Genomic DNA, 23,788 nt, shown 5'->3' with positions numbered 1-23,788 from the left:
GGTCTCATCGGGCCAGTGCCTTCGCCTTGAGGTCCTGGTACTCCCTGTCGTCGATGGCCCCGCTGTCCAGCAGTTTCTTGGCCTCGGCGATCTGGCTCGCCGCGCCGTTCCCGCCGCCGCCGTGGGCGACGTCGCGGACGTAGTCGTCGAACTGGTTCTGCGCGGCGACCGCTTCGGCCCGCCTGCGCTCGCCCATGTGCCTGCCCTGCGCGACGAGGTAGATCAGCACCCCGAGGAAGGGCAGCACCAGCACGAGCACGGTCCAGCCCGCCTTGCCCCACCCGGAGACGTCCGAGCGCCGGAAGAGGTCGCCGAAGATGACGACGAGGAGCCAGAACCAGATCACCCAGCCGAAGAACACCAGCATGGTCCAGATCAGGTCCAGGAACGGGTACTCCGATTGTGCCAGTGTCATGACGCCTCCGTTGCTCGACACCCGCCGGGGATCACGCGCCGCGGGCGGCGCATCCCCCGGGGCCGGCGTCCCGTCGGCTTCCCCGGGCGCGCCGCCCGCACGTGGTGCCCGCGCCTCGATGCGCACGTCCCGCGCGTGGTCACCCCGGCAGCGTCACTCCGGGTGACCGGTGCGGCATCACCCGGCCGGGGTGAGTTCCCCGCTCCCGCGCGGGAGGACGCTGCCGCCAGGACACGACCGAGGAGGCGCGATGACCGCGAACACCAGCCCGCGACGCGGGACCGTCCACTCACTCGCCGGCGCGGCAGGCTCGTCCGGGGCCGTCATGGCGATCGGCGTCGGGACCATCGCCGCCGGCGCGGTGGTCCTCGCCTGGCCGGAGGCCACGCTGAAGGTCATCGCCGTGGTCTTCGGGATCTCCGCGATCGTCGACGGCGTGGTCCGGCTCGTCTCGGCGCTGTCCGCCGGGGACCGGTCCGCCGGGGAGCGCACGCTGCCCGTGCTGGCCGGTGTGCTGTCGATCCTGGTGGGCATCGTCTTCGTGCGGTACCCGTTCCCGACGCTGGCGGCGCTGACGCTGCTGCTCGGGATGTTCTGGGTGGTCGCCGGCCTGATCCAGATCGTGCACGGGCTGGCGGAACGCGAGACCGGCAGCGCCTGGCGCGTCGCCTGCGGTGCGCTCGCGCTGGTCACCGGCGTCCTCGTGCTCGCCTACACCTCGGCGAGCCTGGTCGTGCTGGTCTGGATCCTCGGGCTGCAGCTGGTGCTGGGCGGCGCGCTGCTGTTCGGCTGGGGCGTGGAGGTGCGCCGCGAGGAGCACGGCACGCTGCCGCGCCACGGCCACCGCTCAGCCGAGGCCTAGCTCACGCGCCGCGACCACGGCCGCCCGCCGGTTGTTCACGCCGAGCTTGGCGTAGATGGCCCGCACGTGGGTCTTCACCGTGTTCACCGACACCCGCAGTTCCGAAGCCACCTCGTCGAGCGGCTGCGGTGAGGTCAGGCGCGTCAGCACGACCAGTTCCCGGTTCGTCAGCACCGCCGCGGTCGCCGCGCCGTCCTCGGTCAGCACCCGCCGGACCCGCGCGGCGAAGGTCTCGGCCGCGCCGAACCCGCCCATCTGGTCCAGCAGCAGCACTTTGACCTCCGGGTCGGCGTAGGCGAACGGACGGACGATCCCGGCCGGAACGGCGGAGACGAGCGCCTCTTCGAGCGATCCCCTGGCCTTGGTGCGGCAGCCGAGCCGCAGGGCGGTCGCGGCGTCGAGCAGCGCCAGCTCGGTTTCCGTGCCGGCGACCAGCCGGGGCACGCCCGGCTCCCGCGCGGCCCGCAGGGCACGCACGGATCCGTCCACGTCACCGCGCGCGAACCGGGCACGCGCCACGGTGAGGTGCACTTCCGCCACCGGGCCGAGGCGGCGCGCGCCCCACTCGGCGGCGTCGCGGGCGTGCGGGGCCTGCGCCAGGACGAGCGCGCACTGGTGCTCCAGCGCCATCGCGATCGCGGCGAGCGGTCGCGGCACCGGCGCGCCGGCGAGGGCGCTCCGGCTGTCCTGCAACAGTTTCAGGCCGGCCGCGCGGTCGCCGCCGTCGTACCGGGCGGCGCCTTCGATGACCCCGCCCGCGAAGCGCAGCGCGCTCGGCTCGACGCCGTCCAGGCCGGCGGCGAGTTCCAGGGCGCCGCGCAGATCGGTCCGCAGCAAGCGGGCGAAGCCGAGTATCGCTCGGCACACCGCCAGCCAGGGCGAGCGCTTCCAAGTGCCGTGCCCGGCGAGGGTGAGGGCGAGCTCGCTCGCCTCCGCGGCCCCGGCGTCGTCGCCCGCGGCCACCGCCAGCAGGGCGTGCGCGGCCTTCGTGTGCACTTCCAGGTAGTGCAGGTCCTGCTCGTCGCTGAGCCGGTCGGCGGCCGCCAGCTCCCCGGCGGCGCCGCCGTGGTCGCCCGCCGCGAGCAACGCGACACCGTGGTCGAGGCGGGCCCACGCCTCCGCCGCGGCCGACCGGCACACCCCGGCGCCACCGGGCGCCGGGGCACGGCCGCAGGCCAGCCCGTGCGCGGACACCACGAGCCGCCGGAACCCGGCGAGCCCCTCGTCCGGCCGCTCGGGCCACACCCGGGAGCTGCGCGCGATGTCCGACTCGGCCGCGGACAGCTCGCCGAGCTCGAGGTGGGCCAGCGCGGCGAAGAGCAGGAGCCGGGCGTCCCGCGCGACGAGGCTCCCCGCGGCGTCCAGCGCACGCAGCACGAGCCCGGGCCCGCCGTCGAGCAGCACGTCCATTCCCTTGGCGTGCAACAGTTCCGCGGCCGCGCGCTCGTCGCCGGTCTGCTCGGCGTGCAACAGCGCCTCCCGGGGGCGGTCCTGGCCGGCGAACCACCGCGCGGCCCGCTGGTGCAGCACGGTCACCAGGTCCGGCTGGTGCCGGGTGAGCTCGGTCCGCAGGTAGGCCCGCAGCAGGGGGTGGAGCTGGTACCACGGCGGCTCGCCCTCGACCGCGGTGACCAGCACGCCCTCCCGCTCGAGCCCGGCCAGCAGGCCGCCGACGTCGTCGCGCCCGGTCAGCGCCGCGGCCAGCCGCGGCGTCACCCGGTCGCTCACGCTCAGCATGGCCAGGATCTCACGGGAGTCGCCAGGCAGGTGCGCGAGCACCTCGCCGGTGAGGAAGTCGGCCATGGCGTGGTCGTGGCCGGCGAAGTACGGCACGAACCGGTCCGGGTCCTGGGTGGTGCGCAGCGAGCGGGCGGCCAGGCGCAGCCCGGCGGCCCAGCCGTCGGTCTGGCTCACCAGGCGCAGCAACTGGTCTTCGCTGAGCCGGACACCACACCCGTCGAGCAGCTCACGCGCCTCGGCGGGGCCGAACCGCAACGCGTCCGCCCGGAATTCCGTCAGACGGCCCTGCACGCGCAGCTTCGCCAGCGGCAGCAGGGGATCCGACCGCGCGGCCAGCACCAGGCGGAGGTTGCGGGGCTGGTGGCGGATCACCGCGGCGAGCACGCGCAGCACGTCCCGGCCGGGGATCTCCTGAACGTTGTCCAGCACCACGACGAGCCTGTGGGGCAGCGCCTCGATCGCCTGCAGGAGTTCGGCGACCGTCACCGCGGCGTCGCCGGGCGGCGCGGACCGGTGCCGCAGCGCGGGTTCCACCGTGGCGAGCGTGTGCTCGGTGATGGCGAACCGCAGCGAAGTCAGGAAGTGCTGCGCGGTGTCGTCGTCGTGGTCGAGCGAAACCCACACCGCGTCCCGCGCCAGTGTGGACATCCATTCGGCCAGCAGCAGCGTCTTCCCGCACCCAGCGGGCGCGCAGACGAGCGTGACCGGGCTGGTGGCCACCGCGTGGGCGAGCTTTTCGCACAACCCCGGCCGGCGCACGAAATTTCCCGGCAACCGCGGTGGCACGACCTTCGTGTGCGGGACACCCCACCGCCGCCCGCCGGCGGGATTCGCCGCCTTTTCCTGCATGACTGGAGAAACTATGGGCGGACGGTGTGTCCGGGGTAGGGCCAAGGGTCCTCACCGGACAGGGTCGTCATTCCCCCGGTTCCGCGCCGTGCACGTCGAGCAGTCCGCGCGCGATCGCCACCGCGACGGCGTCCCGCCGCCGGTGCACGCCCAGTTTCGCGTAGATCCCGCGCACGTGGGTCTTCACCGTGTTCGGCGACACGGTCAGGTCGTTGGCGATCTCCTCGACGGACCGCAGCGTGGGCAGCAGCCGCAGCACGCTGCGCTCGCGTTCGGTGAGCGGCTCGGGCATCGCGCTGCCGCCCAGGTGCCGCCTGCGTTCCAGGAGTTTCGCGGCGAAGCCCTCCCGCCCGCCGAGCCTGCCGAGCAGTCCGATCAGCACGGAGATCACCTCCTCCGGCGCGAACACGTAGGGCCGCCAGACGTCGAGGCGTTCCGCGTCGGCCAGGGCCTCGGCCACCAGCCGCCGCGCGGTGTCGAGGTCGCCGTGGTGCAGGACGATCCGGGTGCGCAACAGGCGCGCCTCGATGGCCGACCACGGCAGCACGGCGGTGACGCTGCCGTCGACGACGGGTTGCAGTGCCTTGGCGGCGGGCCCGTGCCTGCCCAGCGCGATCTGCGCGCGCGCTCGCATCAGCAGGAGCTCGGCGGTCCGCCCGAACTCGTTCAGGCACCACGTCACGACTTCGCGGGCGTGGTCGGCCGCGCCGGCCAGCAGCGCCGCCCGGTGCTCGAGGACACCCGAGACCGCGGCGTACTCCGGTTGCAGCGCGCGGTCGCCGAGGCCGAGGCGCACCCGGCGCATCCGCCGCAGGCCGCCCTGCCAGTCGCCGGTGTCGAACTGCGCGGCGCCGCCGAGCATCTCCGCGGCCACCTCGAGGTTCCCCCCGATCCGCGCGGCCATGCCGTCGACGGCGCGGGTGGTCTGCACGACGAGCCGCACGCACTCCTCGGGCTCGGCCCGCAGCAGGGCGCGGTACGCGCGGACCACGCCGGTGGTCGCGCCTTCGATCGTGCCCCGGGCGCTGGCCGCCACCGAGTCGAGACGTTCGCCGATCCGGTCCACCGCCGGGAAATCCCCGTCCAGGACGGCGAGTTCACCGAGCATCGTCAGCGCGCGGGCCTCGACGTGGCGCTGGCCGGTCGCCCCGGCCCGGTTCGCCACCGCGTCGACGTGGTCCCGCGCGCCGCGGCGCTCGCCGGTCAGCAGCACCTCCGTTTCGCGTTGCAGCCCGGCCAGCGCCTCCAGATCCGTGTCGCGGGCGAGCTCCGGGTCCACCTCGCGCGCGGCGCTCGCCATTTCGGCCAGGTCGCCGTCCAGCTGGGCCTGGCGGGAGCGGGCGAGCTGCCGGAGCACCACGAGTTCCGGCTGCGGCTCCGCCGGCCACGCGTCCTCCGCGTGGCGCAGGTGCAGCTCGGCCGTGCCGGTCTCACCGGTCTCGAGGCTGAGCGCCGCCGCGAGCAACGCCAGCCGCGGCTCCCGCGCCACCGGCGTTTCGCCGAGCACCCCGAGCGCCTCCCGCAGCACGGTGTGCTCGCCGGCGAGGAAGAGCGGCACCGCGTCCGTCCGCAGCAGGGCGGCCGTGCGAGCGGCGTCGGGGGCGCGGGCGGAGTGCAGCAGCGCCTGCGCGGCGTCACCCCGGCCCTCGAACCACGCCGCGGCGAGCCGGTGCTGGCCCGCCAGCCGGTCCGGGTCGCGCCGCGCGAGATCGGCGAGCAGGTAGGTGCGCAGCAGCGGCAGGATCCGGTAGCCGTCCGCCGCGCCCGTTTCCCGCACGACGACACCGGCCCCGGCGAGGTCGTGCAGCACGGCCGCGGCGTCGGACCGGCCGGCCAGGGCGGCGGCCAGCGCGGGCGAGGTGTCCGCGCACACGCTGATCAGCCGCAGGAACTCCCGCACGGCCTCGTCGAACCCGGCCAGCACCTCCTGGTCCAGGTACTCCTCCAGCGCCCGGTCGTGCCCGGCGAAGAACTCGTCGAGACCGCCCTCGCGCACGGCCGCGGCGGCGGCCAGCCGCAGCGCGACCGCCCAGCCCTCGGCCTCCTCGTCCAGCCTGCCCAGAACCCGCGCCGGGACGTCACCGCCGCTCACGGCGAACAACGCCCGCGTCTCGGCCGGGGTGAACCGCAGGTCATCGGGGCCGATCTCGAACAGCTGGTCCGACAGCCGCAGGCGGGCCAGCGGGAGCAGGGGTTCGCGCCGCCCGGACAGCACCAGCCGCAGGCCGGCCGGCTGGTGCCGCACCAGCGCGTCCAGCGCGGTCCGCTGCCCCGCGCCGGCGAGCGCCTCCACGTCGTCCAGGATCAGCAGCGCCCGCCGGGGCAGGACGTCCAGCGCGTCGAGGACCTCGGCGAGGAAACCCGGGGCGGCGGCGGGGTCGCGGGGCACGCTCAGCGTGCGCAACGGGCTGCCGGGCGGGATCCCCGGTCCCGCGGCGAACGCGTCGAGGACCGCCGACCAGAACCGGTGGTCGTCGCGGTCGTCCGGATCCAGCGACACCATCGCCGCCGGGCCGGCCCCGCGGCTGCGCGCCCATTCGGCGAGCAGCAGGGTCTTGCCGGCCCCGGCGGGCGCGCGGACGACGGTGACCGGGGCGGCGGCTCGGTCGAGCAGCGTCAGCAACCGGGGACGGGAGACGAAGTGCGCGGGCAGATCGGGCGCCGTGATCTTGCTCCTCGGCACGCGCCCGCGATCCTCCCCGCTCCCCGGGTCCCGCATCACACTCCCTCTCGCCGGCTCCCAGTGTGGACACCCGGCGCGGCCGTTTCCAGCGGCCAGTGGCATCTCACCCAGGGCAGGCGAGGAAAGCGGCCCGCCCGGCACGGAGTGTGGCGCTGCCGGGCAGCGGCCGGATGCCGTCGCCCCCACCTGCTCGAGGAGGCGGAGTCGTGCCGGAGATGAACTACGAGTTCCGTGTCCACGGGCGGTGCTCACCGCAGCTGCGGCAGGCGGTGGGCGAGTTCAGCGAGGTGCGCGTCGTCCCCGCTCCGCCGGAGACCATCATCTACGGCGCGGTCTCCGACCAGGCGCACCTGCACGGGCTGCTGTTGCTGCTGGAGGACTTCGGCCTGCAGATCGTGTCGGTGCACCGGATCCCCGAGCTGCCCAGAACGGAGACCGGTGATGACTGACACCTCGAGCCGCGCCACGCCGCTGACCGACGGCGAGCGCGCGGAACTGGACCGGTTGCGCGCGGAAGTCGCCACGCTGCGCGAGCGCACGCCGAGACGGCGGATCCGGTGGCGTTCGCTGGCCGCGGGCGTGATCCTGACGCTGGGGTGCCTGCTGATGCCGGTCGCCCTGCTGACCGTCTGGGTGCACAACCAGGTGGCCGACACCGACCGCTTCGTCGACACGACCAGCCCCGTCATCCGCGAACCGTCAGTGCAGACCGCCATCACCGACCGGGTCACCGCCACGGTGTTCGAGTACGTCGATGTGCCCGAGCTGACCTCCGACGCGCTGGGTGTGCTCAGCGCCCAAGGGGTCCCGCCCGCGGTCACCGACCGGTTGCAAGGGCTCGCCGGGCCGCTGGAGTCGAGCCTGCGCGGGTTCGTGCGCGACCGGGTCGCGGCGATCGTGTCCGGCCCCCGCGTCGCCGAACTGTGGGACCGCTCGCTGCGCACGGCCAGCGAGCAGATGAACGCGGTGCTGTCCGGCCGGAGCGAGGCGGTGGTGGTGTCCGACGGCGAGGTGCGGCTGGACCTCGCGCCGTTCATCGCCGAGGCCAAGAACCAGCTGGTGCAGTCCGGGTTCGGCGTGGCGAGCCGGATCCCCGACGTCCACCCGACGATCGCGATCACCGACGCCACCACCCTGGAACGGGCGAAGAACGGCTACTCGCTGCTGGACAAGGCGGCCACCTGGCTGCCGTGGGTCGCGCTCGCGCTGATCGCCCTGGGCGTCTACGCCGCCCGGCGCCACCGGCGCGCGCTGATCGGCGCCGGCCTCGGTGTGTCGCTGGGGATGCTGGTGATCGCCGCGGCGCTGCTGATCACCCGGGGCGTGCTGGTCGGCGCGGTGCCGCCGCGCGCGACCGTGGCCGCCGGGGTCTCCTACGACCTGATCGTCCGGTTCCTGCGCGACGGCCTGCGGCTGGTGTTCGCCATCGGCCTGGTGGTCGCGCTGGGCGCGTTCCTGGCCGGGCCGTCGGCCACAGCGGTGGGCGTCCGCCGGGGCGCGGGGAAGGCGATCGGCTGGCTGCGCCGCGGCGAGGCCAAGGCCGGATTGCGCACCGGCCCGGTCGGCCCGTGGGTGCACGCGCACCTCACCGCGCTCCGGTTCGGCCTGCTCGGCGTCGCCGTGCTGGTCTTCGTCTCGCTGAGCAGCCCCAGCGGGCTCACAGTGCTGGTGATCGCACTGGTGCTGGTGTTCGCCCTCGGCGTGCTGCAGTTCCTGGACCAGCCCCGCGGCGACGAGGTGATCAACCGGACGGCGGGCTCGCCTGGCACAGGGTGACGGCCTCGCGCAGGGCCGCGAGCGCGTCGTTCGCCGCGGCCCGCACCTGCGGCAGGTCCGGCGGCTGCGCCGTCAGCGCGGACCGCAGGCGCTCCAGCGCGGCCTTCGCCTCGTCCAGCCGGGCGGCGGTGTCCGCGCCGACGACGGCGCGCACGATCTCGACCGACGCGGCCAGCTGCTCGGCCGCCACGCGCACCTGCTCGCCGGTGGCCTGCCCGTTGACGAACTGGGTGACCGTCTCGACGAGCGCCTGCCCGGTGGACACGAGGGCTGCGCACTCGGGACGGCTCGTGGCGCTCGTCGCGGGGCTGCCGCCGGTGGTGGCGGTGGTGGTGGACGTCGCCGAGCCGCCCTCCCCACCGCAGGCGACCGCGCACAGGACGGCCGCGGCGCCCAGCGCCACGCCCGCGGACCGCACGCGAGCATCCACCACGATCGCCTCCCCTCGTCCGGAAACCCCGCCACGATGACTACGCCGCGCTGTCCCCGGCGTCACTCGTTCCGGGTGAGACCGGCCGGAGCCGGGGGTTCCAGTCGTAGACGACCGACGTGCGCAGCAGCAGGTCCTGCAGCGACCGGCGGCGGCCACCGGCCACCACCCACAGCAGGCCGACCGGGACGAACACGCACCCGAGCGCCCGCGCCAGCGCCCGCACCGGGCGGGGCGGACGGCCGCGGTGGTCCACCACGCGCAGCGCGAGCAGCTGGTCGCCGACGCTGCGGCCGGTCGCGGTCCAGCACACGGCGAGGTAGAGCACCGCGATCCCGGCGGCCACGGCGAACGTCACGAGCCTGGCCGGCGCGGGGAAGGTGAACCGCACCGGGTCGAGCGAGTACTCGACCACCGCCCACCCGAGGTAGAGGCCGGCGAGCACCACGCCCAGCACCACGCAGTCCACGACCGCGGCGAGGGTGCGGCTGACCAGTCCGGCGGGCCTGCCCTGGTGGGCGCGCGCGGGTGCGGGCAGCGCGGCGAACCAGGCCGCACCCGGCCCACCGTCAGGTCGCGGCGTCATGCCCGGCCGGGAGCGGCCGCCGCCGTGCGGCGAAGATCCGCCCCGCCCATCGGGCCACCGCGTCGTCCGCGGCCATCGCCTGGATCCGCGCGTCACGCACCGACTCGTTCGCGACCGACCCGGTCGAGGTCCGGATGATCTCCGGCAGGTCGATCTCCTCGATCACGCCGCGCACGATCCCGGCCAGGTCCAGTTCGTCGAGCACGGTCACCACCACGGCGGGCGCGACCCGGCGGAACAGGCGCACACCGTGCGCCACCGCCTCCTGCCGCCGCCGCTGCCCGTCTTCGGCCAGCTCGCGCAGCGGGGCCGGCCAGTTCCCGGTCCGCACGACCGGCGCGAGCACCGGCCGCACGGGCGCGAGGGCCGTGCGCGCCAGGCTTCGCAGCGCGGTGACGGCCAGTGCGCCGCCGCCGAGCACCAGATCCGCGGCGGCCGGACCCGGCCGTGGGCCCTCCGCTGCCACCATGCCGGGATCGTGCCGCGGACCGCCCGCGCCGGCCTCACCCGTCCCGGGTGGTGATGCGCCCCTCGTCGATCGCCGCGCGCAGCGCACCGTGGTCGCGCTCGTTCTGGTCGGCGGCCGTGGTGGCGAAGTCCCGGACCGCGTGGTCGAACACCGGAGACGATCCCAGGTAGGCGGCGATCGCCACGCAATCGCCGGACCGCGCGTGCGCCCTGGCCAGGGTCCAGCCGCACAACCGCGCGTAGGCGGCGAGCCCCTCGGGCCGCATGCCCGACACGGCCGCCGACCCCTTCCAGTCCCGCAGCTGGCGCAGGTAGAAGTCGCGGCTGCGGTCGTCGAACCCGCGCACTCGCACCCAGCCGAGGAAGATGTCGCTCACCGTCTGCATCAGGCGCTGGCCGACCACGACGCGCTGCCCGGCGTTGGCGAACCGGCTCGGCCCGGTGAACCGCTCCAGCACCGATTCTCCTGCCTCCTTGGCCTGCAGGAACAGCGGGTCGTGCTCGTCGTTGCCGAGCAGCAGGATCATCCAGCAGCGGGTGCCGACGCTGCCGACGCCCACGACCTTGAGCGCCATGTCGGCGACCGCGTAGCGGTCCAGCAGCGCGCGCCGTTCCGGCTCCAGCGAGCGCCGGTACGCCTGCAGGATCGCGTCCAGCCGCTCCGCCGTCTCGGCCGGGTCCACCCCGTCGCCCGCGACGCGGTCCAGCGGGATGATCCGCGGCTCGTCCGGGACGATCCGCAGCCGCCCGCCGTCGACCGCGGCGAACCGCCGCAACGAGCCGCTGTGGCCGGAGCTGCGGGCCTTGGCCACGGTCCGGTCCAGGCGCCGCCGCCGCCCGGCCGAGAGCTCGCCGGCGTACACCTCGCGCACGGTCTCCACGTCGGCGTGGGCGTACCAGACCTCCAGCGCGGTGCTCGCGGCGAACTCGCGCAGCGCGCGCCGGTACTCGCCGACCACCGCGAGCACGGCGGTCGTCCGCTGCCCGCCGGTGTGGCCGTTGTCCCGCCCGGCGACCTCGACGCTCGCCGCCAGCCGCTTGACGTCCCACTCCCACGGCCCCGGCAGCGTCTCGTCGAAGTCGTTGATGTCGAAGACCAGACGCCGTTCCGGCGAAGCGTAGAGACCGAAGTTCATCAGGTGGGCGTCACCGCAGGCCTGCACGGTGAACCCGGTGACCGGCGTGCCGGCCAGGTCGGCGGCCATCGGCAGCGCGGCGCCGCGGAAGTAGGTGAACGGCGTGACCGCCATCCGCCCGTAGCGGATGGGCACCAGCTCGGGCACGCGGGAGGCGTCCTGGCCGGCGAGAAGTTCCAGCGGCCCGGGCCCGTCACGGGTCCAGGCGGCGTGCCGGGACCGCGGAACCCGCGTCCGCGCGGCCTTTCCGCGTCCGGCCCGCTCGGCGCGGGTCAGGCCGGCGCCGTCCACGGCCGCCAGGGGCATCGTGCGTGTCGTGGTGCGTGTCATCCCGGCACGGTCCGCGCCGGCGCCGCGGAACGCCTCCTCCGGCCCGGGTGAGGCCGGTCCCGGGCCCCGCGGTCACAGTGGTGGCCCGGCAGCGGGAGGCGGTGTGTGGCGATGACCGGTCGTGCGGTTCGCGTCCCCGCGGCGCGGCGCGGGTTCGCGCTCGCCGCTCTGCTCGCGGGCGCCGCGGCGCTCGCCGTCACGGTCCTGGTGCTGTTGCGGGACCCGCTCGAGCTCGTGGTCGCGGCGGTACTCGTGGGGGTTGCCGTGGCGGCCGCGTGGGCGGCGCTGGTGCGGCGGGGACCGCGGCGCGTCCTGTCCGCCGCGGTGGCGGTGCTCGCGCTGGCCGCCACGGTGGCCCTCCCGGATCTGCGCGCCTACCTGTGGTTCCTCGTGGTGGTCGTGCTGGTCGCGCTGTCCGGGGCGGCGACGCGGGCCGCGCTCGGGCACCCGCCGTCCGCCGACGGCAAGCGCGTCGGCCCGGCCCGGCACGGGGTGCTGATCCTGAACCCGCGGTCGGGCGGCGGGAAGGCGGCCCGGTTCGGGCTGGCGGAGCGGGCCCGCGCGCTCGGGGTGGAGCCGGTCGAGCTGCGCCCCGGCGACGACCTGCGGGCACTGGCCGAACAGGCGGCCGACGGCGGCGCGGACGTGCTCGGCATGGCAGGCGGCGACGGGTCGCAGGCGCTGGTCGCCGACGTGGCCCGGCGGCACGGACTGGCGTTCGTCTGCGTCCCGGCGGGCACCCGCAACCACCTCGCGCTCGACCTGGGACTGGACCGGGAGGACGTGCCCGCGGCGCTGGCCGCGTTCGGCGACGCGCTGGAACGCCGCATCGACCTGGCCGAGCTCAACGGGCGGGTGTTCGTCAACAACGTCTCGCTCGGCGTCTACGCCTCGGTCGTCCAGTCGCCCGACTACCGCGACGCCAAGGCGGCGACGGTCGCCCGGCAGCTGCCCGGCCTGCTCGGCCCGGACGCGCCGCGGCCGGACCTCCGGTTCGGCCTGCCGGACGGTTCCCGCAGCGAATCGGCCGACGTGGTGCTGGTGTCCAACGGCCCCTACCGGCTGGAGCACCTGAGCGGGTTCGGCACGCGGGAACGCCTGGACCGCGGATCGCTCGGCGTGGTCACCGTGACGGTGAACCGCGCGGCCGAGGTGCCGCGGCTGGTCTCGGCGGAGATGGCGGGCCGGATCTCCCGGTTCCCCGGGTACCGGTCGTGGTCGGCGCCGGAGTTCGTGGTGGAGTCGGGACTGCCCGCGGTCGAGGCGGGCGTCGACGGTGAGGCGGCGCGGCTGGCGCCGCCGCTGCGGTTCCGGATCCTGCCGGGCGCGCTGCGGGTGCGGGTGCCGCGCGACGCGCCCGGAGCGTCCCCGGCGGCGCTGCTGCCACCGGGGACGCGGGCCGTGGTCGCGGCACTGTTCCGGGTGCTGTCCGGCCGGACCACCTGACGGTCACACCCGCTGCGCCTCCTCCGACTCGGCGAAGGCCTCGCGCAACCGGGTCTCCTGCTCGGCGGAGAGGTTGGTGGTGATCAGGGTCGCGCCGGTCTCCTTGAACGGTTCGAGCACCCGGTCGGCCACGACCTCGCTGGTGACGACGAACAGCGCCGACGTCCCGGGCGTCACCTGGCGCTGCACCTCGCGGATGAAGTCCTCGTCGATGCCGCCGTGCCGCATCGACCCGGCCAGCGCGCCCATCGCGGCGCCCACCGCCATGCCCAGCAACGGGATGAAGAAGATCAGCCCGAACAGGAAGCCCCAGAAACTGCCGCCGAGCGCGCCCGCACCGGTCAGCTTGCCCAGTTCCTTGGTCTTCGGCCTCTTCCGCCCTTCGGGCCAGCTGACGTACGCCGCGTCCTGGATCCTGATCAGCTGTTCCTTCTGCAGCCTGGTCAGCAGCCCGAGTGCGTTCTCGGCCCCGTGCGGCGACTCGAACTTCCACACGCTCAACGTGCCCATACCGTCCTCCTGTTCACCCGGTTCGGGTTTCGACGCGGGGGACTGTGCGCGGCGCGCGGCCCGGTGCCATCACCCGCGGGGAATGAGGCGTCCGCGCGGGCGGCGGTGCACCGTGGAACGTCCGGACCCCGGCTTCCGCGGGAGGCGCGACATGACCGACAGCTACACCTCTTCCACCCCAGCCCGGACGGCCACGGGCTGGACCGGGTGGGTCTCCTTCGGCGGGATCATGCTGGTCCTGCTCGGCCTCTTCCACGCGGTGGAGGGCCTCGTCGCGGTGTTCGACGAGGACTACTTCGCGGTGCCCTCGTCGGGTCTCGTCGTCGAGGTCTCCTACGACGTGTGGGGCTGGGTGCACTTCGGGCTCGGGGTCACCGCCGTCGTCATCGGCTGCGGCGTCCTGGCCGGCAACCGCGTCGCGCAGTACCTCGGCGCGATCCTGGCCGGCGCGAGCGCGATCATCCACCTCGCCTTCGTGCCCGCGTACCCGGTCTGGTCGCTCATCGTCATCACGCTCGACGTCTTCGTGATCTACGCGCTCATCGCGCACGGGCGGGAGATGCGGCTCACCGACTGATCCGCTCCAGCAGGAGGAACCCATGACTCAGCAGCATGCGCAGCCCCACGTCGAGCCGCTGGGCGGCACCCGTCCCCCGGAACCGGCGCCCGCCCCGTACGAGTCACGCTCGGCCTGGATGGGCTGGGTGTGGTTCGGCGGCGCGATGATGGTGCTGCTCGGGATCTTCAACGTCATCGAGGGGCTGGTCGCCCTGTTCAACGACGAGTACTACCTCGTCGGGGCCGCGGGCACGCTGGTGTTCGACCTGACCGGCTGGGGCTGGGTGCACCTGATCGTCGGGGCGCTCGCCGTCGCCGCCGGCATCGGGCTGTTCACCGGCGCCGCGTGGGCCCGTGTCACGGCGGTCGTCCTGGCCACGGTGAACGCGGTCGCCCAGCTGGCGTTCCTGTCGGCGTACCCGGTGTGGGCCACGCTCGTCATCGCGCTCGACGTGGTGGTCATCTGGGCGGTGGTCGTCCACGGCGGCGAGGCACGCCGGCTCCAGCGGTGACGGCCGCGGAGGGCCCTGCGCCACACGGATTTTCCTGGGAGCGCTGACGGATCCCCGGATAATCGCGGACGACGGCGGAGCCGGGGTGATCGTCATCGACCCGCTCCTCGTGCGCGTGGTCGTCCAGGTCACCCCCGGCACCGAGGCGCCCGCGGAGAGCGACGTGGCGCAACTTCTTCCTGACCGGAGCCGTGGAACTGCGGGGAACGCCGGCGAGCACGGCGTCGGCCGGACACGATCGCCGCGATGACCGCTGCCGGACCTGTTCGACGCCCTGGCCGGCCCGTCACCTTCCGACCGGAGAACCGGACGAACGTCACATCCGCACCCTACGCGAAAGTAACCTACGGTCCCGTAACCTGACGGGATGGCAGAGCTCGTGTACCCGCCCGTCGTCCTGTTCGCCAAGACCATGTTCCGGGTCCTCGACCTGAAGCTGCGGGTCGAGGGCAGCGAGCACGTGCCTGCCCGCGGCGGCGCGGTCATCGTTTGCAACCACGTCTCCTACCTGGACTTCGTCTTCTGCGGGCTGGGCGCGCAGCCCGCGAAGCGGCTGGTGCGCTTCATGGCCAAGAAAGAGGTCTTCGACCACCGGATCTCCGGGCCGCTGATGCGCGGAATGCGCCACATCCCGGTCGACCGCAAGGCAGGCCGCGGCGCCTACGACGAGGCGGTCGCCCGGCTGCGCGCCGGAGAGGTCGTCGGCGTCTTCCCGGAGGCCACGATCAGCCCGTCGTTCACCGTCGAGGAGGTCAAGTCGGGCGCGGCACGCATGGCGGCGCAGGCCGGGGTGCCGCTGATCCCGATGGCGGTGTGGGGCTCGCAGCGCCTGTGGACGAAGGGCAGGCCGCGCAACCTGACGCAGCGGCACGTGCCCGTCTCGATCCTGATGGGCGAGCCGCTGCGCCCCGGCCCGGACCACGACGCCGACGCGGTCACCCGCGAGCTGCGCGACCGGATGAGCCTGCTGCTCGACAAGGCGCAGGCGGAGTACCCGGACAAGCCCGCGGGCCCCGACGACCTGTGGTGGCTGCCCGCCCACCTCGGCGGCACCGCGCCCGCGCCCTGAATTCAGACGTCGATCAGCGCGGTGGCCAGCCACCGCCCGTCAGGCGCCGGCTCGCAGCGCAATCCCGTCGCGGACACGCGCTTCGGGAGCGCGCCGCACGGCAGGATCGCGCCCGCGTCCACCGTCGCGCATTCGACCGACAACCCGGTGGCCGTGCGGACGACCGTGACGGACACCGGGATGCGGTTCAGCACGCGGATGCAGTCGATCGCCCTGGTGAGCAGGGCGCGGAGCAGGTCGGTGTCGCTGCCGCCGGACACGCTGAACCGCACGTCGGACGACGGCCGCGGCACCCGGCCCAGGAAGCTGCGGACCATCGCCTCCACCGCCTCGGCCAGGCAGGCCTCGCGGCCGGCGGCCCACGCCCGGATCCGCAGATCCGCGGCGTGGACCGGACGGCGGCCGTCCCGGCCGGCCAGTGCCCGCGATCCCACGCGGTCCACGATCCGCCCGCCCGCGGCCGCACGCACCACCCGCCGGGGATGAACCGTGGTCAACCGGGCGCCAGGCGGACGTCCACGGTGATCTTGATGTGACGGCCGATCACGAACCGCGGGACGCGCATCCGCAGCGGGGCCCGGTCGAGGACGCCGGTCGCGATCAGGTGCGGGGCCTCCGGGCGGTCGTCCGGGGCCGGCTGGACCGTCAGCGTGATCGGGCAGATGGCGCCCCGGAGCTCCAGCGCGCCGTCGACACGCCCGGCGTCGACAGCAGTGCCGGTGAACCGCAGCACCGGCCGGGCCGCGCTGTCGAGCAGGCTCGGCTTGCGCAGGTCGGCGTCCCGTTTCGCGTGGCCGGTCTCCAGCCCCGCGAGGTCGAGCTCGGCCCGCACGGCCATGCCCTGCACCGAGCCGCCGCGCACCGGGATGGTGCCGGTGACCCGATTGAACCCGAGGTTCCGGACGGCGAACCGCGCGGTGGTGCCCGCGGCGACGACGGTCCAGTTCCCGCTGCGCACGGCGGTCATCGGGGATCACCCACCGGCGCGGGCAGGTCCGCGTGGAGCACGCGGTGCACGTCGACGCGGTCCGGGCCGGGGAGCAGGGCCTCGTCCTCGCCGGGCAGCAGCTCGGTCGTCATCACGGCCCGCTGCGCCGCCTCGATCGCCTCGACGCTGTCGGCGAAACCCAGCACCAGGCAGGCGTTGTCCTCCCCCACCAGCGCGTAGCAGTTGCCTGCTCCCGGCACCTCGCGGACGGCGGGCCAGATCCGGTCGCGTCCCGCGCGCGCCCCGGCGTCGGAGACCTCCTGCCTGCGCGGCCCGGCGAACCAGGTGAGCTGCGCGAACCGCGGTTCGCCCGGCGCGGTGCCGGTGAACTCGACCTGGCAGACCGCCGAACCGCCGTCCGCGGCAGCGCTGTCGCGGTCCGGCCAGAAGGTGATCTCGGCGCCGGCCGCGCCGGCGATCTCGGCGAGCACGCAGCCGCCGAGGGAGCCGGGCCGGGACGTGCCCCGGTCCTCGTCTCCGTCGCCGGACGAGCGCCGGAACTGGTGAACGGTGGCGTACATCGGGTTCTCCTTCCCGCTGTGGTGACCGCACGACTGTCCGCCCGGCGGCGGGGCCGCCACATCAGTGCCGGCACGGATGCGCGGCACTGAATCCCGTCACGGAGCGGGCCGCGCGGGCGATACTCCTGGCGTGGGCACCGAGCCGTTCGTCGGCCGCGCCGCGGCGCGGGGCGAGGTCGCGCGCCTGCTCGGCGACGCCGCCGCGGGCGCGGGCGGACTGCTGCTCGTCGCGGGCCCGGCAGGCATCGGCAAGACCCGGCTCTGCGAGGAAGCCACCGCGGGCGGCCCGGCGCCGGTGCGGTGGGGCCGGTGTGTCGACGATCCGGGCGCGCCGCCGCTGTGGCCGTGGCGCCGCGTCCTGGCCGGGCTGGACGTGCCGGAACCGGACCAGGTGGGCGACCTGGCCGCCGCGCGGTTCCGCTTCGCCGCGGCCGCCACCGACGCGCTGGTGGCCGCCGCCGAGCCGGAGGGCCTGGTGCTCGTGCTGGAGGACCTGCACTGGGCGGACGAAACGTCGCTGCGACTGCTGCGGCACCTAGGCGGCGAGCTGCACCGGTCCCGGCTCGCCGTGCTCGCGACCTACCGCGACACCGAGCCGGGGCGGCTCGACGCGGCGCTGCCGGACCTCCTCGGCCGTCCCGGCGCGCACGGCATCACCCTGCCGCCGCTGTCCGAAGCGGAGGTGCGCGAGTTCCTGGCTCACCACGGTTGCGGCCTCGACGCCCGGCACGCGTTGCGGCGATCCGGCGGCAACCCGCTGTACCTGCGGGCGATCGCGCGGTCCGGCGACGGCGTTCCGCTCGGTCACCTCGTGCGCACGACGGTCGCGGCGCTTCCGTCGCAGACGCGGGAACTGCTGGAGATCGCCGCCGTGCTCGGCGAGGAGGTCGACAGCGCCGTCCTCGCCGAAGTGTCCGGAGTGGACGAGGTGGCCCGCTGGCTCGATCCCGCCGTGCGGGCCGGGGTGCTGGTGCCGGCAGGAGCGGGGCTGCGCCGCTTCGCGCACGCCGTCGTGCGGGACGGGATCTACGCCGGCCTCGAACCCAGCGTCCGCGAGTCCCTGCACGCCCGCGCCGCGCGGGCGCTGGAAGACCGGGCCCGGCGGGATCCGGCGCTGGCCGGGGTGGTCGCCGGGCACTGGCTGCGGTCCGCCGCCGACACACCCGCACTGTCGCGCGCCGCGGACTGGGCCCGGCGAGCGGCCGCGGAGGCGACGCGCTCGCTCGCCTTCGCCGAAGCGGCCCGGTTCCTGGGTTTCGCGCACGACGCCCTGCGCCGGGCGGGCGAGTTGTCGCGCCTGCCCGAGCTGCTGATCGAGCTCGCCACCGCCGAGTACCGCGCGGGCCGCTTCCGGCAGGCCTTCGAGCACGCCCGGCAGGCCGCGCGCGGCCGTCCCGACCTCGCGGCGGCGGCGGCACTGGTCGTGCGGGACATCGCCGCCCCGGATCTGGTGCCGGCCCTGGCCGAGCTGGCCACGACCGCGCTCGGCGTCGTGCACGATCCCGCGCCGCGGTCCCGGCTGCTGGCCCAGTGCGCGTCACTGGCGGCCGAGACCGGGAGCACCGCGGAAGCCGCCCGGCTCGCCGACGAGGCGCTCGCGCTCGCCGAGTCCAGCGGCGACCCGGAGGCGCTCGTGGACGCGGTGCGGGCGCGGTTCAAGGTGTGGCCGATCGAGCTGCCGCTGCCGGAACGGCTCCGGCTCGCCACACTGGCCATCGACCTCGCCGCCCGGACCGGCCAGCCGCTGCTGGCGTTGTGGGGGCACAAGTGGCGGCTGGACGCGGCCTTCGAGGTTGGCACGATGACCGCCGTCGACGTCGAGCTGGCCGCGATCTCCGAGCTGGCGCGCGCCACCCGGCTGCCGCTGGTGCGCTGGCACGAGCTGCGGCTGCGCGCGTCGGTCCTGGCCTACCGCGGGTCGTTCGCGGCGGCCCGGGAGCTGGACGAGCTGGCCACCGAGGTCGCCACCGCCGAGCTCGCCGAGGACGAGACCGCGGCCGGGTTGTCCTTCGCGTTCCGCCAGCAGCTGGCCACGGTCACCGGCGACCCGGGCGAGATCCCCGAGGGCGCCGACTTGGCGCTGGACCAGACCCCGGCGCTCGCGATCGCCGTCGTGTCGGGACCGGTGGTGGCGCTCGTGCTCGGGCGGCGGGCGGAAGCGGCCGCCCGCTACGAGTCGGTCCGGCCGAAGGTCGACACCGCGTTCCTCGCCCAGAACCCGGCGACCGCGTTCCACCTGCTGTTGCTCGCGGACGAGTTCGGCGACCGCGAGATCGCCGGACTGGTGGCCGACCACCTCGCCACGCTGCCACCGGTGGTCTCCGGCGGGGCCGGGGTGTTCTGCTCGGACACGTTCGTGGCGTGGCGGGCGCGTGCCGCGGCGGTGCTGGGCCGTGACGAGGACGCGCGGCGCTGGTTCGCCGAGGCCATCGCGATCGACACCCGCACCGGCGCGCGCCCGTACGTCGTGCTGAACCGGCTCGCGCTGGCCGGACTGACCGGCGACACACCACTCGCGCGGGCCGCGCTTTCGGAAGCGCGGCGCCTGCGGATGCCCGGCGCCGTGCGGCGCGCGTCGGAGCTGCTGGACCGCCTGCGGGCGGCCGATCCGCTGACCGCGCGGGAACGGGAGATCGCCGGCCTGCTGGCGGCAGCGCTGTCCAACCGGGCCATCGCCGAGCGGCTGGTGCTCTCGGAGCGGACGGTCGAGAGCCACGTGCGCAGCATCCTGAACAAGCTGAACCTGGCCAACCGCACGCAGATCGCGGAGTGGGCGCGCACGGCCGGCGTCGGCTGACCGCCCGGCGGACCGGAGGTGACCGGTCCGCCGGGCGGGTGGATCAGGCCTTCCGGCGGGCGCGGACCACGAACAGCAGCGCCGCGCCGCCGAGGACCAGCGCCGCGCCGAGCGCGATCAGCCAGCCGCCGTCGAACCCGGTGTAGGCCAGTTCCTCGGCGTTCTGCGTGGTCGCCTTCGGGCCGCCACTGGTGGTCGCGACGGCGCCGCCGCCGGCCGCGGAGCTACTGGTGGTGCCCGCGCTGGACTCCGGCGTCGTGCTCACGGCGCTCGACGACGACGTGCCCGGGGACGCGGTCGTCGTCCCGGTGGTGGTCCCGGTCGCCGGCGTGCTGGGCGCGGTCGTCATGGTGGTGGTCGTGTTCTCGGTGCCGCAGACGAACCAGTGGCTCAGCTGCGGGATGTTGGCGTTCTGGCCGGTCACCGGGGCCCGCAGGTCCATCCACGATGGACTGTCCGGCAGGCCGAGCTTGCCGGGTTCGTAGACGTTGTAGGCGCTGCCGCCCTTGACGACGATGCCGGTCACCGTGATGTCCGGGGAGACGGTGAGGATGTCGAGGTACTGGTCGTCCTCGAGCTTGCCGCGGGTGTAGGTGTAGTCGTCCGGCGAGGTGAGGATCGAGCCGGCGAGCTTGGCATCGGCGCAGGTGCTGGCATTGCCCTCGTGCCGCGTGGCGCGGGGGTCTTCGGCGGCCGCGTGGGCCGTCGCGGTGCCGAGAACGAAACCGGTGGCCAGCAGGGCCCCGGCGACGGCCGCGCGCAGCGACCGGCGTCCGATGAACGTCATCGTGGGAACTCCAGGAAGGGTCGGGGATTTCGCGCGCCGCCGGGCGGCGCTACGAGCAGGCGCACGCTACCCCGGATGGCGGAACATGATCACGCGGGAATGCGCTCGGTGACCGTTTCGAGTCCGTTTGGTGCTCGTTCCGAAGTAGAACACCGGTAAACGCGAGTGTGTTTCAACCACGGTGTAGAGCAGTGGTGGGTGATTCTTTGACTGAACGCCGTGCAGATGGGGCCTCCACAGTGGACCGGTGTCGCCGCGAGGTCTCATTCCGGCGCCGATTCGGCGCAGGCGTGCCTGCACGTCCTCGGCCTCACCCGCCAGGCGCAGCGGGACGCCCGGGGCCAGGACGCACCACGAACCCGCCCGCTCCGTCGAACTCCACTTCGTACAGTGCGTCGAACCCTTCGGTCCAGTCCAGCGGCTCGAGCCGGGCCAGTGTCGCGAACAGGCCGACCTCCGGCACGCGGCGTGCACGGAAAGCGTTGCGCCGCAACGATCCCGCGCGGTCCGGCGGGCCCTGCCTCCGACAGCTCCGCGACCAACCGCGACTGAGGCGCCTCCCGCCGTCGCGCGTTCGGCCACAGGTCCTTGCTGACGTGCGCGTGGTCGCCGGCCAGGCATCGCGGGAAGAACGCCGTCTTGCCAGAGGCCTGCCGGCCGGCACGGCGAGCCGGGTCAGCGCGACGCCTCCCGGCGGTGCAGCGCCGACACCGCGGCCGTCAGCAGCTCCCCCGGGCGAGGCAGGCGCCCGACCGCCCGGCTGAACGCGCTGCCCCGGAACACCCGGCCGCCCTCGCTGCCGTGCACGCTCCCCGTCTCCGCCACCGGACTGTCCACATTGTCCACCCCGTTGTCCGGGCGCTCGTTGCGGAACGCCCCGGCTCCCAGCCGCCGCACCGAAAGCACCGCGTCGGTGAACGCGGGCGACAGCCGCTGCCCCAGGAAGAACGCCAGCGCCGCCCCGCCGACCGGGATCTCCCGTCGCGGGTGCTCCGCGGCGAACACCACGCTCTCGGCCACGCTTTCCGGCGCGTACACCGGGGGCGGCGGCTTCGGCAGGGCGCCCATCTTGCTGCGCGAGTGCTCGAAGAACGGGGTGTCGATCGCCGCGGGCAGGATCGTCGACACGGCGATCGGGTCGCCGCGCTGGGCCAGTTCGATCCGCAGGCAGTCGTAGAACCCGCGCAGCGCGAACTTGCTCGCCGTGTACGGGGCGTGCAACGGCACGGCGCGGACGCCCTCGACCGAGGCGATCCCGATGACGACCCCGCCACCGGCCCGCCGCAACGCGGGCAGCGCGGCCTTCGCGCCGTGCACGTGGCCCAGGAAGTTCACCCGCATGACGCGCTCGAACTCCGCGTCGCTGATCTCCTCGACATACCCGAACACCGCCACCGCCGCGGCGTTCACCCACGTGTCGATCCGCCCGAACTCGCGCTCGGCCTCGTCCGCCAGCCACCGCACCGCGGCCGGGTCGGCGACGTCGGTCGGCACCGCCAGGGCCTGGCCGCCGCCGTCGCGGATCTCCCGCACCAGCGAGTCCAGCGCCTCCACACCGCGCGCCGCGCACACCACCCGCGCGCCCCGCTCCGCGAAGGCGAGCGCGCTGGCCCGCCCGATCCCGCTGGAGGCCCCCGCGATGACGACCACCTGCTCGGACACCGGTTTCGGCATGGCGACTCCTTCCGTCCCCGGGGCGGTACCCGCTCGGCCGGGGTGGCAACCAAACGCCCCCGGCGCGCGTCGAAGCAGGAACAGCCAAGGGGAGGACCGGGATGACGACGAGCACGCGAGGCCGCTGGACCGGCTGGTGGTACCTGCCGGTGACGATCCTGTCGCTCGGCATCCTGGCGTGGGTGCCGTTCGTGCACGCCGCGGTGCGGCTGCGCCGGCCGCGGATCCACCTGTGGGCGGTCCTGTACTTCGCGGTGCTGGTGGCCGTGCTGGCGGTCCTGCCGCCCGCCGACCCGACGCCGACCCCGGCGGACGACACGCGCTCGGCCATCGGCGGCGCCGTGATGATCGCGATGATCGCCCTGGCGTCGGTGCAGCAGCACTTCCTGCGGCGCCGCGCGAGCACCCCGCGCCCGGCCGCGCCACCCGAAGATCCGGCGGTGGCCCGGGTGAAGGCCGCCCGGGAACGCCGTAGGCAGGCCCGCGAGCTGGCGGCGAACGACCCGGCGATGGCGCGCGAGCTGCGCATCGGCCGCCCCGACCTGCCCCGCGACTATGACGACGGCGGCCTGGTCGACCTCAACGCCGCCCCGGCCACGGCGATCGCCCAGACCTGCGCCGTCGACCCCGCGGTCGCGCAGCAGATCGTCGACGCCCGCGCCGGCGCCCGCTTCTCGGCCGTCGACGACGTCTTCGCCCTCACCGAGCTGCCCCTGGACACGTGGGACGCGATCCGGGAACGGGGCATCGTAATCTGAGCTACCAGGCGCGCGCCTCGCGCAGAAGGAGGTCCCGCACGCGCTCGACCGCGGGATTCACCTCGGCGCCGGGCCGCTGCGCCAGGAACACCGTGTTGAACGGCGCCTCCTCCGGCTCGTGCAGCGGGACGAGGGCGCCGGCCGCGAGCTCGGCCGCGCACAGGTACCGCGGCAACACGCTGTACCCGGCGCCGGCGGCCACCGCGGCCACCACCCCCCGCAGGTCGGGCATGGTCACCGCCGCCTCGACGGTCAGCCGCTTGCCGAACACGTCCCGCCAGTACCGGCGCGCGATCGGCAGGTCCTCGGCGTAGGTCACCAGCGGCAGGCCCGCCACCGCGCCGCACGGGTCGTCACCGGCCCGCGCGGCCCACGACGGCGCGGCGACGAGCACGTAGTCCTCGTCCATCAGCGGGTACGCCACCAGCGCACGGCCGCGGGGACGGCGGGTCGAGATCACCAGGTCGTGGTGCCCGGCGCGCAACTGCTCCAGCAGCGGATCCGTCAGCCCGGTCGCCACCCGCAGCCGCACGCCACCGGCGACCAGCGGCGCCAGCGCGGGCATCACACGCACGCACAGCAGCTCGGCCGGCCCGGCCAGGTACACCGGCTCCGGCGGTCCGGAGTGGACGGTGGCCGTCGCGGCGACGGCGGCCAGCGCGTCGACCGGCCCCGCGACCCGGCCCGCCAGCTCGTGCGCCAGATGGGTGGGTTCGGCGCCGCGCGGGAGGCGGGTGAACAACGCGCGGCCCAGCTGCTGCTCGAGGGTGCGCACCTGCGCGGTCACCGTCGGCTGGGACAGGCCCAGCAGCGGCGCCGCCGCGGTGAACGAGCCCGACCGATAGACGGCGAGGAAGGTGCGCAGCAGGTTCAGGTCCACACCAGCCAAGGTA

General features: G+C 74.9%; 24 protein-coding genes. 10 read left to right on the top strand and 14 right to left on the bottom strand.

Going from position 1 to position 23,788, the window contains the following annotated elements:
* Window positions 1–4: 4 nt before the first annotated feature.
* A complete protein-coding gene (locus tag ABZ193_RS14925) occupies window positions 5–415 on the bottom strand; it encodes an SHOCT domain-containing protein (protein ID WP_020420103.1) in 411 nt (136 codons plus the stop codon).
* Between the two features lie 250 nt (window positions 416–665).
* Here ABZ193_RS14925 and ABZ193_RS14920 point away from each other — a divergent pair, with 250 nt between their 5' ends.
* Window positions 666–1,277 (top strand): DUF308 domain-containing protein, encoded by a 612-nt coding sequence (locus ABZ193_RS14920; protein ID WP_020420104.1) that lies wholly within the window; start codon window positions 666–668, stop codon window positions 1,275–1,277.
* Here the strand turns inward: ABZ193_RS14920 and ABZ193_RS14915 are convergent.
* Complete coding sequence (locus ABZ193_RS14915; protein WP_235716205.1) at window positions 1,263–3,866, bottom strand: LuxR C-terminal-related transcriptional regulator; 2,604 nt, start codon at window positions 3,864–3,866, stop codon at window positions 1,263–1,265. The genes ABZ193_RS14920 and ABZ193_RS14915 overlap by 15 nt on opposite strands.
* Window positions 3,867–3,933: 67 nt before the next feature.
* Window positions 3,934–6,549 carry a LuxR C-terminal-related transcriptional regulator gene (locus ABZ193_RS14910; RefSeq protein WP_354710212.1) on the bottom strand — a complete coding sequence of 872 codons (2,616 nt, stop codon included), beginning with the start codon at window positions 6,547–6,549 and terminating at the stop codon, window positions 3,934–3,936.
* 215 nt (window positions 6,550–6,764) lie between these two features.
* On the opposite strand from ABZ193_RS14910, the gene ABZ193_RS14905 reads away from it, so the two are divergent.
* Both ABZ193_RS14905 and ABZ193_RS14900 read left to right on the top strand, forming a co-directional pair.
* Complete coding sequence (locus ABZ193_RS14905) at window positions 6,765–6,998, top strand: hypothetical protein (RefSeq protein ID WP_039791719.1); 234 nt, start codon at window positions 6,765–6,767, stop codon at window positions 6,996–6,998.
* Entirely contained in the window at window positions 6,991–8,325 is a 1,335-nt protein-coding gene (locus ABZ193_RS14900) for a hypothetical protein (protein WP_354710210.1), read from the top strand. The genes ABZ193_RS14905 and ABZ193_RS14900 overlap by 8 nt, the downstream gene beginning before the upstream one ends.
* Here the strand turns inward: ABZ193_RS14900 and ABZ193_RS14895 are convergent.
* The 4 genes from ABZ193_RS14895 to ABZ193_RS14880 are packed head-to-tail and all read right to left on the bottom strand — an operon-like array spanning window position 8,291 to window position 11,275.
* Window positions 8,291–8,758: a hypothetical protein gene (locus tag ABZ193_RS14895; RefSeq protein WP_235716206.1), complete on the bottom strand. Its 468-nt coding sequence runs from the start codon at window positions 8,756–8,758 to the stop codon at window positions 8,291–8,293. The two genes, ABZ193_RS14900 and ABZ193_RS14895, sit on opposite strands and share 35 nt — an antisense overlap.
* Before the next feature lie 37 nt (window positions 8,759–8,795).
* On the bottom strand, window positions 8,796–9,341 hold the full coding sequence (locus ABZ193_RS14890) for an RDD family protein (RefSeq protein ID WP_084506146.1): 546 nt from the start codon (window positions 9,339–9,341) through the stop codon (window positions 8,796–8,798).
* Window positions 9,325–9,810: a hypothetical protein gene (locus ABZ193_RS14885; RefSeq protein ID WP_020420111.1), complete on the bottom strand. Its 486-nt coding sequence runs from the start codon at window positions 9,808–9,810 to the stop codon at window positions 9,325–9,327. The genes ABZ193_RS14890 and ABZ193_RS14885 overlap by 17 nt, the downstream gene beginning before the upstream one ends.
* 34 nt (window positions 9,811–9,844) lie before the next feature.
* Window positions 9,845–11,275 (bottom strand): DUF2252 domain-containing protein, encoded by a 1,431-nt coding sequence (locus ABZ193_RS14880; RefSeq protein WP_354710208.1) that lies wholly within the window; start codon window positions 11,273–11,275, stop codon window positions 9,845–9,847.
* Window positions 11,276–11,386: 111 nt separating this feature from the next.
* Here ABZ193_RS14880 and ABZ193_RS14875 point away from each other — a divergent pair, with 111 nt between their 5' ends.
* Window positions 11,387–12,721, top strand: coding sequence for a diacylglycerol kinase family protein (locus ABZ193_RS14875; RefSeq protein ID WP_020420113.1), 1,335 nt, complete (start codon window positions 11,387–11,389; stop codon window positions 12,719–12,721).
* A 3-nt stretch (window positions 12,722–12,724) separates the two neighbouring features.
* On the opposite strand, the gene ABZ193_RS14870 is transcribed toward ABZ193_RS14875, so the two are convergent.
* Window positions 12,725–13,231 carry a DUF1269 domain-containing protein gene (locus tag ABZ193_RS14870; RefSeq protein ID WP_020420114.1) on the bottom strand — a complete coding sequence of 169 codons (507 nt, stop codon included), beginning with the start codon at window positions 13,229–13,231 and terminating at the stop codon, window positions 12,725–12,727.
* A 151-nt stretch (window positions 13,232–13,382) separates the two neighbouring features.
* Here ABZ193_RS14870 and ABZ193_RS14865 point away from each other — a divergent pair, with 151 nt between their 5' ends.
* The 4 genes from ABZ193_RS14865 (at window position 13,383) to ABZ193_RS14850 (ending at window position 15,370) form a co-directional block, all read left to right on the top strand.
* Window positions 13,383–13,808, top strand: coding sequence for a hypothetical protein (locus ABZ193_RS14865; RefSeq protein ID WP_354710206.1), 426 nt, complete (start codon window positions 13,383–13,385; stop codon window positions 13,806–13,808).
* Window positions 13,809–13,830: 22 nt separating this feature from the next.
* Entirely contained in the window at window positions 13,831–14,301 is a 471-nt protein-coding gene (locus ABZ193_RS14860) for a hypothetical protein (RefSeq protein WP_020420116.1), read from the top strand.
* A gap of 85 nt (window positions 14,302–14,386) precedes the next feature.
* Window positions 14,387–14,551: a hypothetical protein gene (locus ABZ193_RS14855; protein ID WP_237334618.1), complete on the top strand. Its 165-nt coding sequence runs from the start codon at window positions 14,387–14,389 to the stop codon at window positions 14,549–14,551.
* 117 nt (window positions 14,552–14,668) lie between these two features.
* Window positions 14,669–15,370 (top strand): lysophospholipid acyltransferase family protein, encoded by a 702-nt coding sequence (locus ABZ193_RS14850; RefSeq protein ID WP_354710205.1) that lies wholly within the window; start codon window positions 14,669–14,671, stop codon window positions 15,368–15,370.
* Window positions 15,371–15,372: 2 nt separating this feature from the next.
* On the opposite strand, the gene ABZ193_RS14845 is transcribed toward ABZ193_RS14850, so the two are convergent.
* Genes ABZ193_RS14845 through ABZ193_RS14835 form a run of 3 tightly spaced genes read right to left on the bottom strand, consistent with a single transcriptional unit; the run spans window position 15,373 to window position 16,879 of the window.
* Window positions 15,373–15,804, bottom strand: coding sequence for an archease (locus tag ABZ193_RS14845; RefSeq protein ID WP_354710203.1), 432 nt, complete (start codon window positions 15,802–15,804; stop codon window positions 15,373–15,375).
* A gap of 59 nt (window positions 15,805–15,863) precedes the next feature.
* Window positions 15,864–16,337 carry a YceI family protein gene (locus ABZ193_RS14840; RefSeq protein WP_354710202.1) on the bottom strand — a complete coding sequence of 158 codons (474 nt, stop codon included), beginning with the start codon at window positions 16,335–16,337 and terminating at the stop codon, window positions 15,864–15,866.
* Window positions 16,334–16,879, bottom strand: coding sequence for a hypothetical protein (locus tag ABZ193_RS14835; RefSeq protein WP_354710200.1), 546 nt, complete (start codon window positions 16,877–16,879; stop codon window positions 16,334–16,336). Before ABZ193_RS14835 ends, ABZ193_RS14840 begins: the two co-directional genes overlap by 4 nt.
* Before the next feature lie 130 nt (window positions 16,880–17,009).
* Between ABZ193_RS14835 and ABZ193_RS14830 the strand changes: the two genes are divergently transcribed.
* Window positions 17,010–19,676, top strand: coding sequence for an AAA family ATPase (locus ABZ193_RS14830; protein WP_354710199.1), 2,667 nt, complete (start codon window positions 17,010–17,012; stop codon window positions 19,674–19,676).
* 43 nt (window positions 19,677–19,719) lie between these two features.
* On the opposite strand, the gene ABZ193_RS14825 is transcribed toward ABZ193_RS14830, so the two are convergent.
* Window positions 19,720–20,463 (bottom strand): LPXTG cell wall anchor domain-containing protein, encoded by a 744-nt coding sequence (locus ABZ193_RS14825; protein WP_354710198.1) that lies wholly within the window; start codon window positions 20,461–20,463, stop codon window positions 19,720–19,722.
* Between the two features lie 675 nt (window positions 20,464–21,138).
* Complete coding sequence (locus ABZ193_RS14820; RefSeq protein ID WP_354710197.1) at window positions 21,139–22,137, bottom strand: SDR family oxidoreductase; 999 nt, start codon at window positions 22,135–22,137, stop codon at window positions 21,139–21,141.
* A 101-nt stretch (window positions 22,138–22,238) separates the two neighbouring features.
* On the opposite strand from ABZ193_RS14820, the gene ABZ193_RS14815 reads away from it, so the two are divergent.
* Complete coding sequence (locus ABZ193_RS14815) at window positions 22,239–22,895, top strand: hypothetical protein (protein ID WP_354710196.1); 657 nt, start codon at window positions 22,239–22,241, stop codon at window positions 22,893–22,895.
* 1 nt (window position 22,896) lies between these two features.
* Here ABZ193_RS14815 and ABZ193_RS14810 read toward each other — a convergent pair whose 3' ends face one another.
* Window positions 22,897–23,775 carry a LysR family transcriptional regulator gene (locus ABZ193_RS14810; protein ID WP_354710195.1) on the bottom strand — a complete coding sequence of 293 codons (879 nt, stop codon included), beginning with the start codon at window positions 23,773–23,775 and terminating at the stop codon, window positions 22,897–22,899.
* Window positions 23,776–23,788 lie beyond the last annotated feature (13 nt).

The sequence above is a fragment of the Amycolatopsis sp. NPDC006125 genome (assembly GCF_040614195.1).
Lineage (GTDB): Bacteria > Actinomycetota > Actinomycetes > Mycobacteriales > Pseudonocardiaceae > Amycolatopsis_E > Amycolatopsis_E tucumanensis.
Note: the sequence above shows the minus strand (reverse complement) of the source record. Positions and strands in the feature narration are given on the sequence as shown.

Bases quoted from the DNA above. Each gene is read 5' to 3' on its own strand.
- ABZ193_RS14825 (WP_354710198.1), bottom strand. From the start codon at position 20,463: ATGACGTTCATCGGACGCCGGTCGCTGCGCGCGGCCGTCGCCGGGGCC.
- ABZ193_RS14860 (WP_020420116.1), top strand. From the start codon at position 13,831: ATGACTCAGCAGCATGCGCAGCCCCACGTCGAGCCGCTGGGCGGCACC.
- ABZ193_RS14890 (WP_084506146.1), bottom strand. From the start codon at position 9,341: ATGACGCCGCGACCTGACGGTGGGCCGGGTGCGGCCTGGTTCGCCGCG.
- ABZ193_RS14885 (WP_020420111.1), bottom strand. From the start codon at position 9,810: ATGGTGGCAGCGGAGGGCCCACGGCCGGGTCCGGCCGCCGCGGATCTG.
- ABZ193_RS14835 (WP_354710200.1), bottom strand. From the start codon at position 16,879: ATGTACGCCACCGTTCACCAGTTCCGGCGCTCGTCCGGCGACGGAGAC.
- ABZ193_RS14820 (WP_354710197.1), bottom strand. From the start codon at position 22,137: ATGCCGAAACCGGTGTCCGAGCAGGTGGTCGTCATCGCGGGGGCCTCC.
- ABZ193_RS14875 (WP_020420113.1), top strand. From the start codon at position 11,387: ATGACCGGTCGTGCGGTTCGCGTCCCCGCGGCGCGGCGCGGGTTCGCG.
- ABZ193_RS14900 (WP_354710210.1), top strand. From the start codon at position 6,991: ATGACTGACACCTCGAGCCGCGCCACGCCGCTGACCGACGGCGAGCGC.
- ABZ193_RS14880 (WP_354710208.1), bottom strand. From the start codon at position 11,275: ATGACACGCACCACGACACGCACGATGCCCCTGGCGGCCGTGGACGGC.
- ABZ193_RS14870 (WP_020420114.1), bottom strand. From the start codon at position 13,231: ATGGGCACGTTGAGCGTGTGGAAGTTCGAGTCGCCGCACGGGGCCGAG.
- ABZ193_RS14815 (WP_354710196.1), top strand. From the start codon at position 22,239: ATGACGACGAGCACGCGAGGCCGCTGGACCGGCTGGTGGTACCTGCCG.
- ABZ193_RS14925 (WP_020420103.1), bottom strand. From the start codon at position 415: ATGACACTGGCACAATCGGAGTACCCGTTCCTGGACCTGATCTGGACC.
- ABZ193_RS14920 (WP_020420104.1), top strand. From the start codon at position 666: ATGACCGCGAACACCAGCCCGCGACGCGGGACCGTCCACTCACTCGCC.
- ABZ193_RS14905 (WP_039791719.1), top strand. From the start codon at position 6,765: ATGAACTACGAGTTCCGTGTCCACGGGCGGTGCTCACCGCAGCTGCGG.
- ABZ193_RS14850 (WP_354710205.1), top strand. From the start codon at position 14,669: ATGGCAGAGCTCGTGTACCCGCCCGTCGTCCTGTTCGCCAAGACCATG.
- ABZ193_RS14840 (WP_354710202.1), bottom strand. From the start codon at position 16,337: ATGACCGCCGTGCGCAGCGGGAACTGGACCGTCGTCGCCGCGGGCACC.
- ABZ193_RS14915 (WP_235716205.1), bottom strand. From the start codon at position 3,866: ATGCAGGAAAAGGCGGCGAATCCCGCCGGCGGGCGGCGGTGGGGTGTC.
- ABZ193_RS14865 (WP_354710206.1), top strand. From the start codon at position 13,383: ATGACCGACAGCTACACCTCTTCCACCCCAGCCCGGACGGCCACGGGC.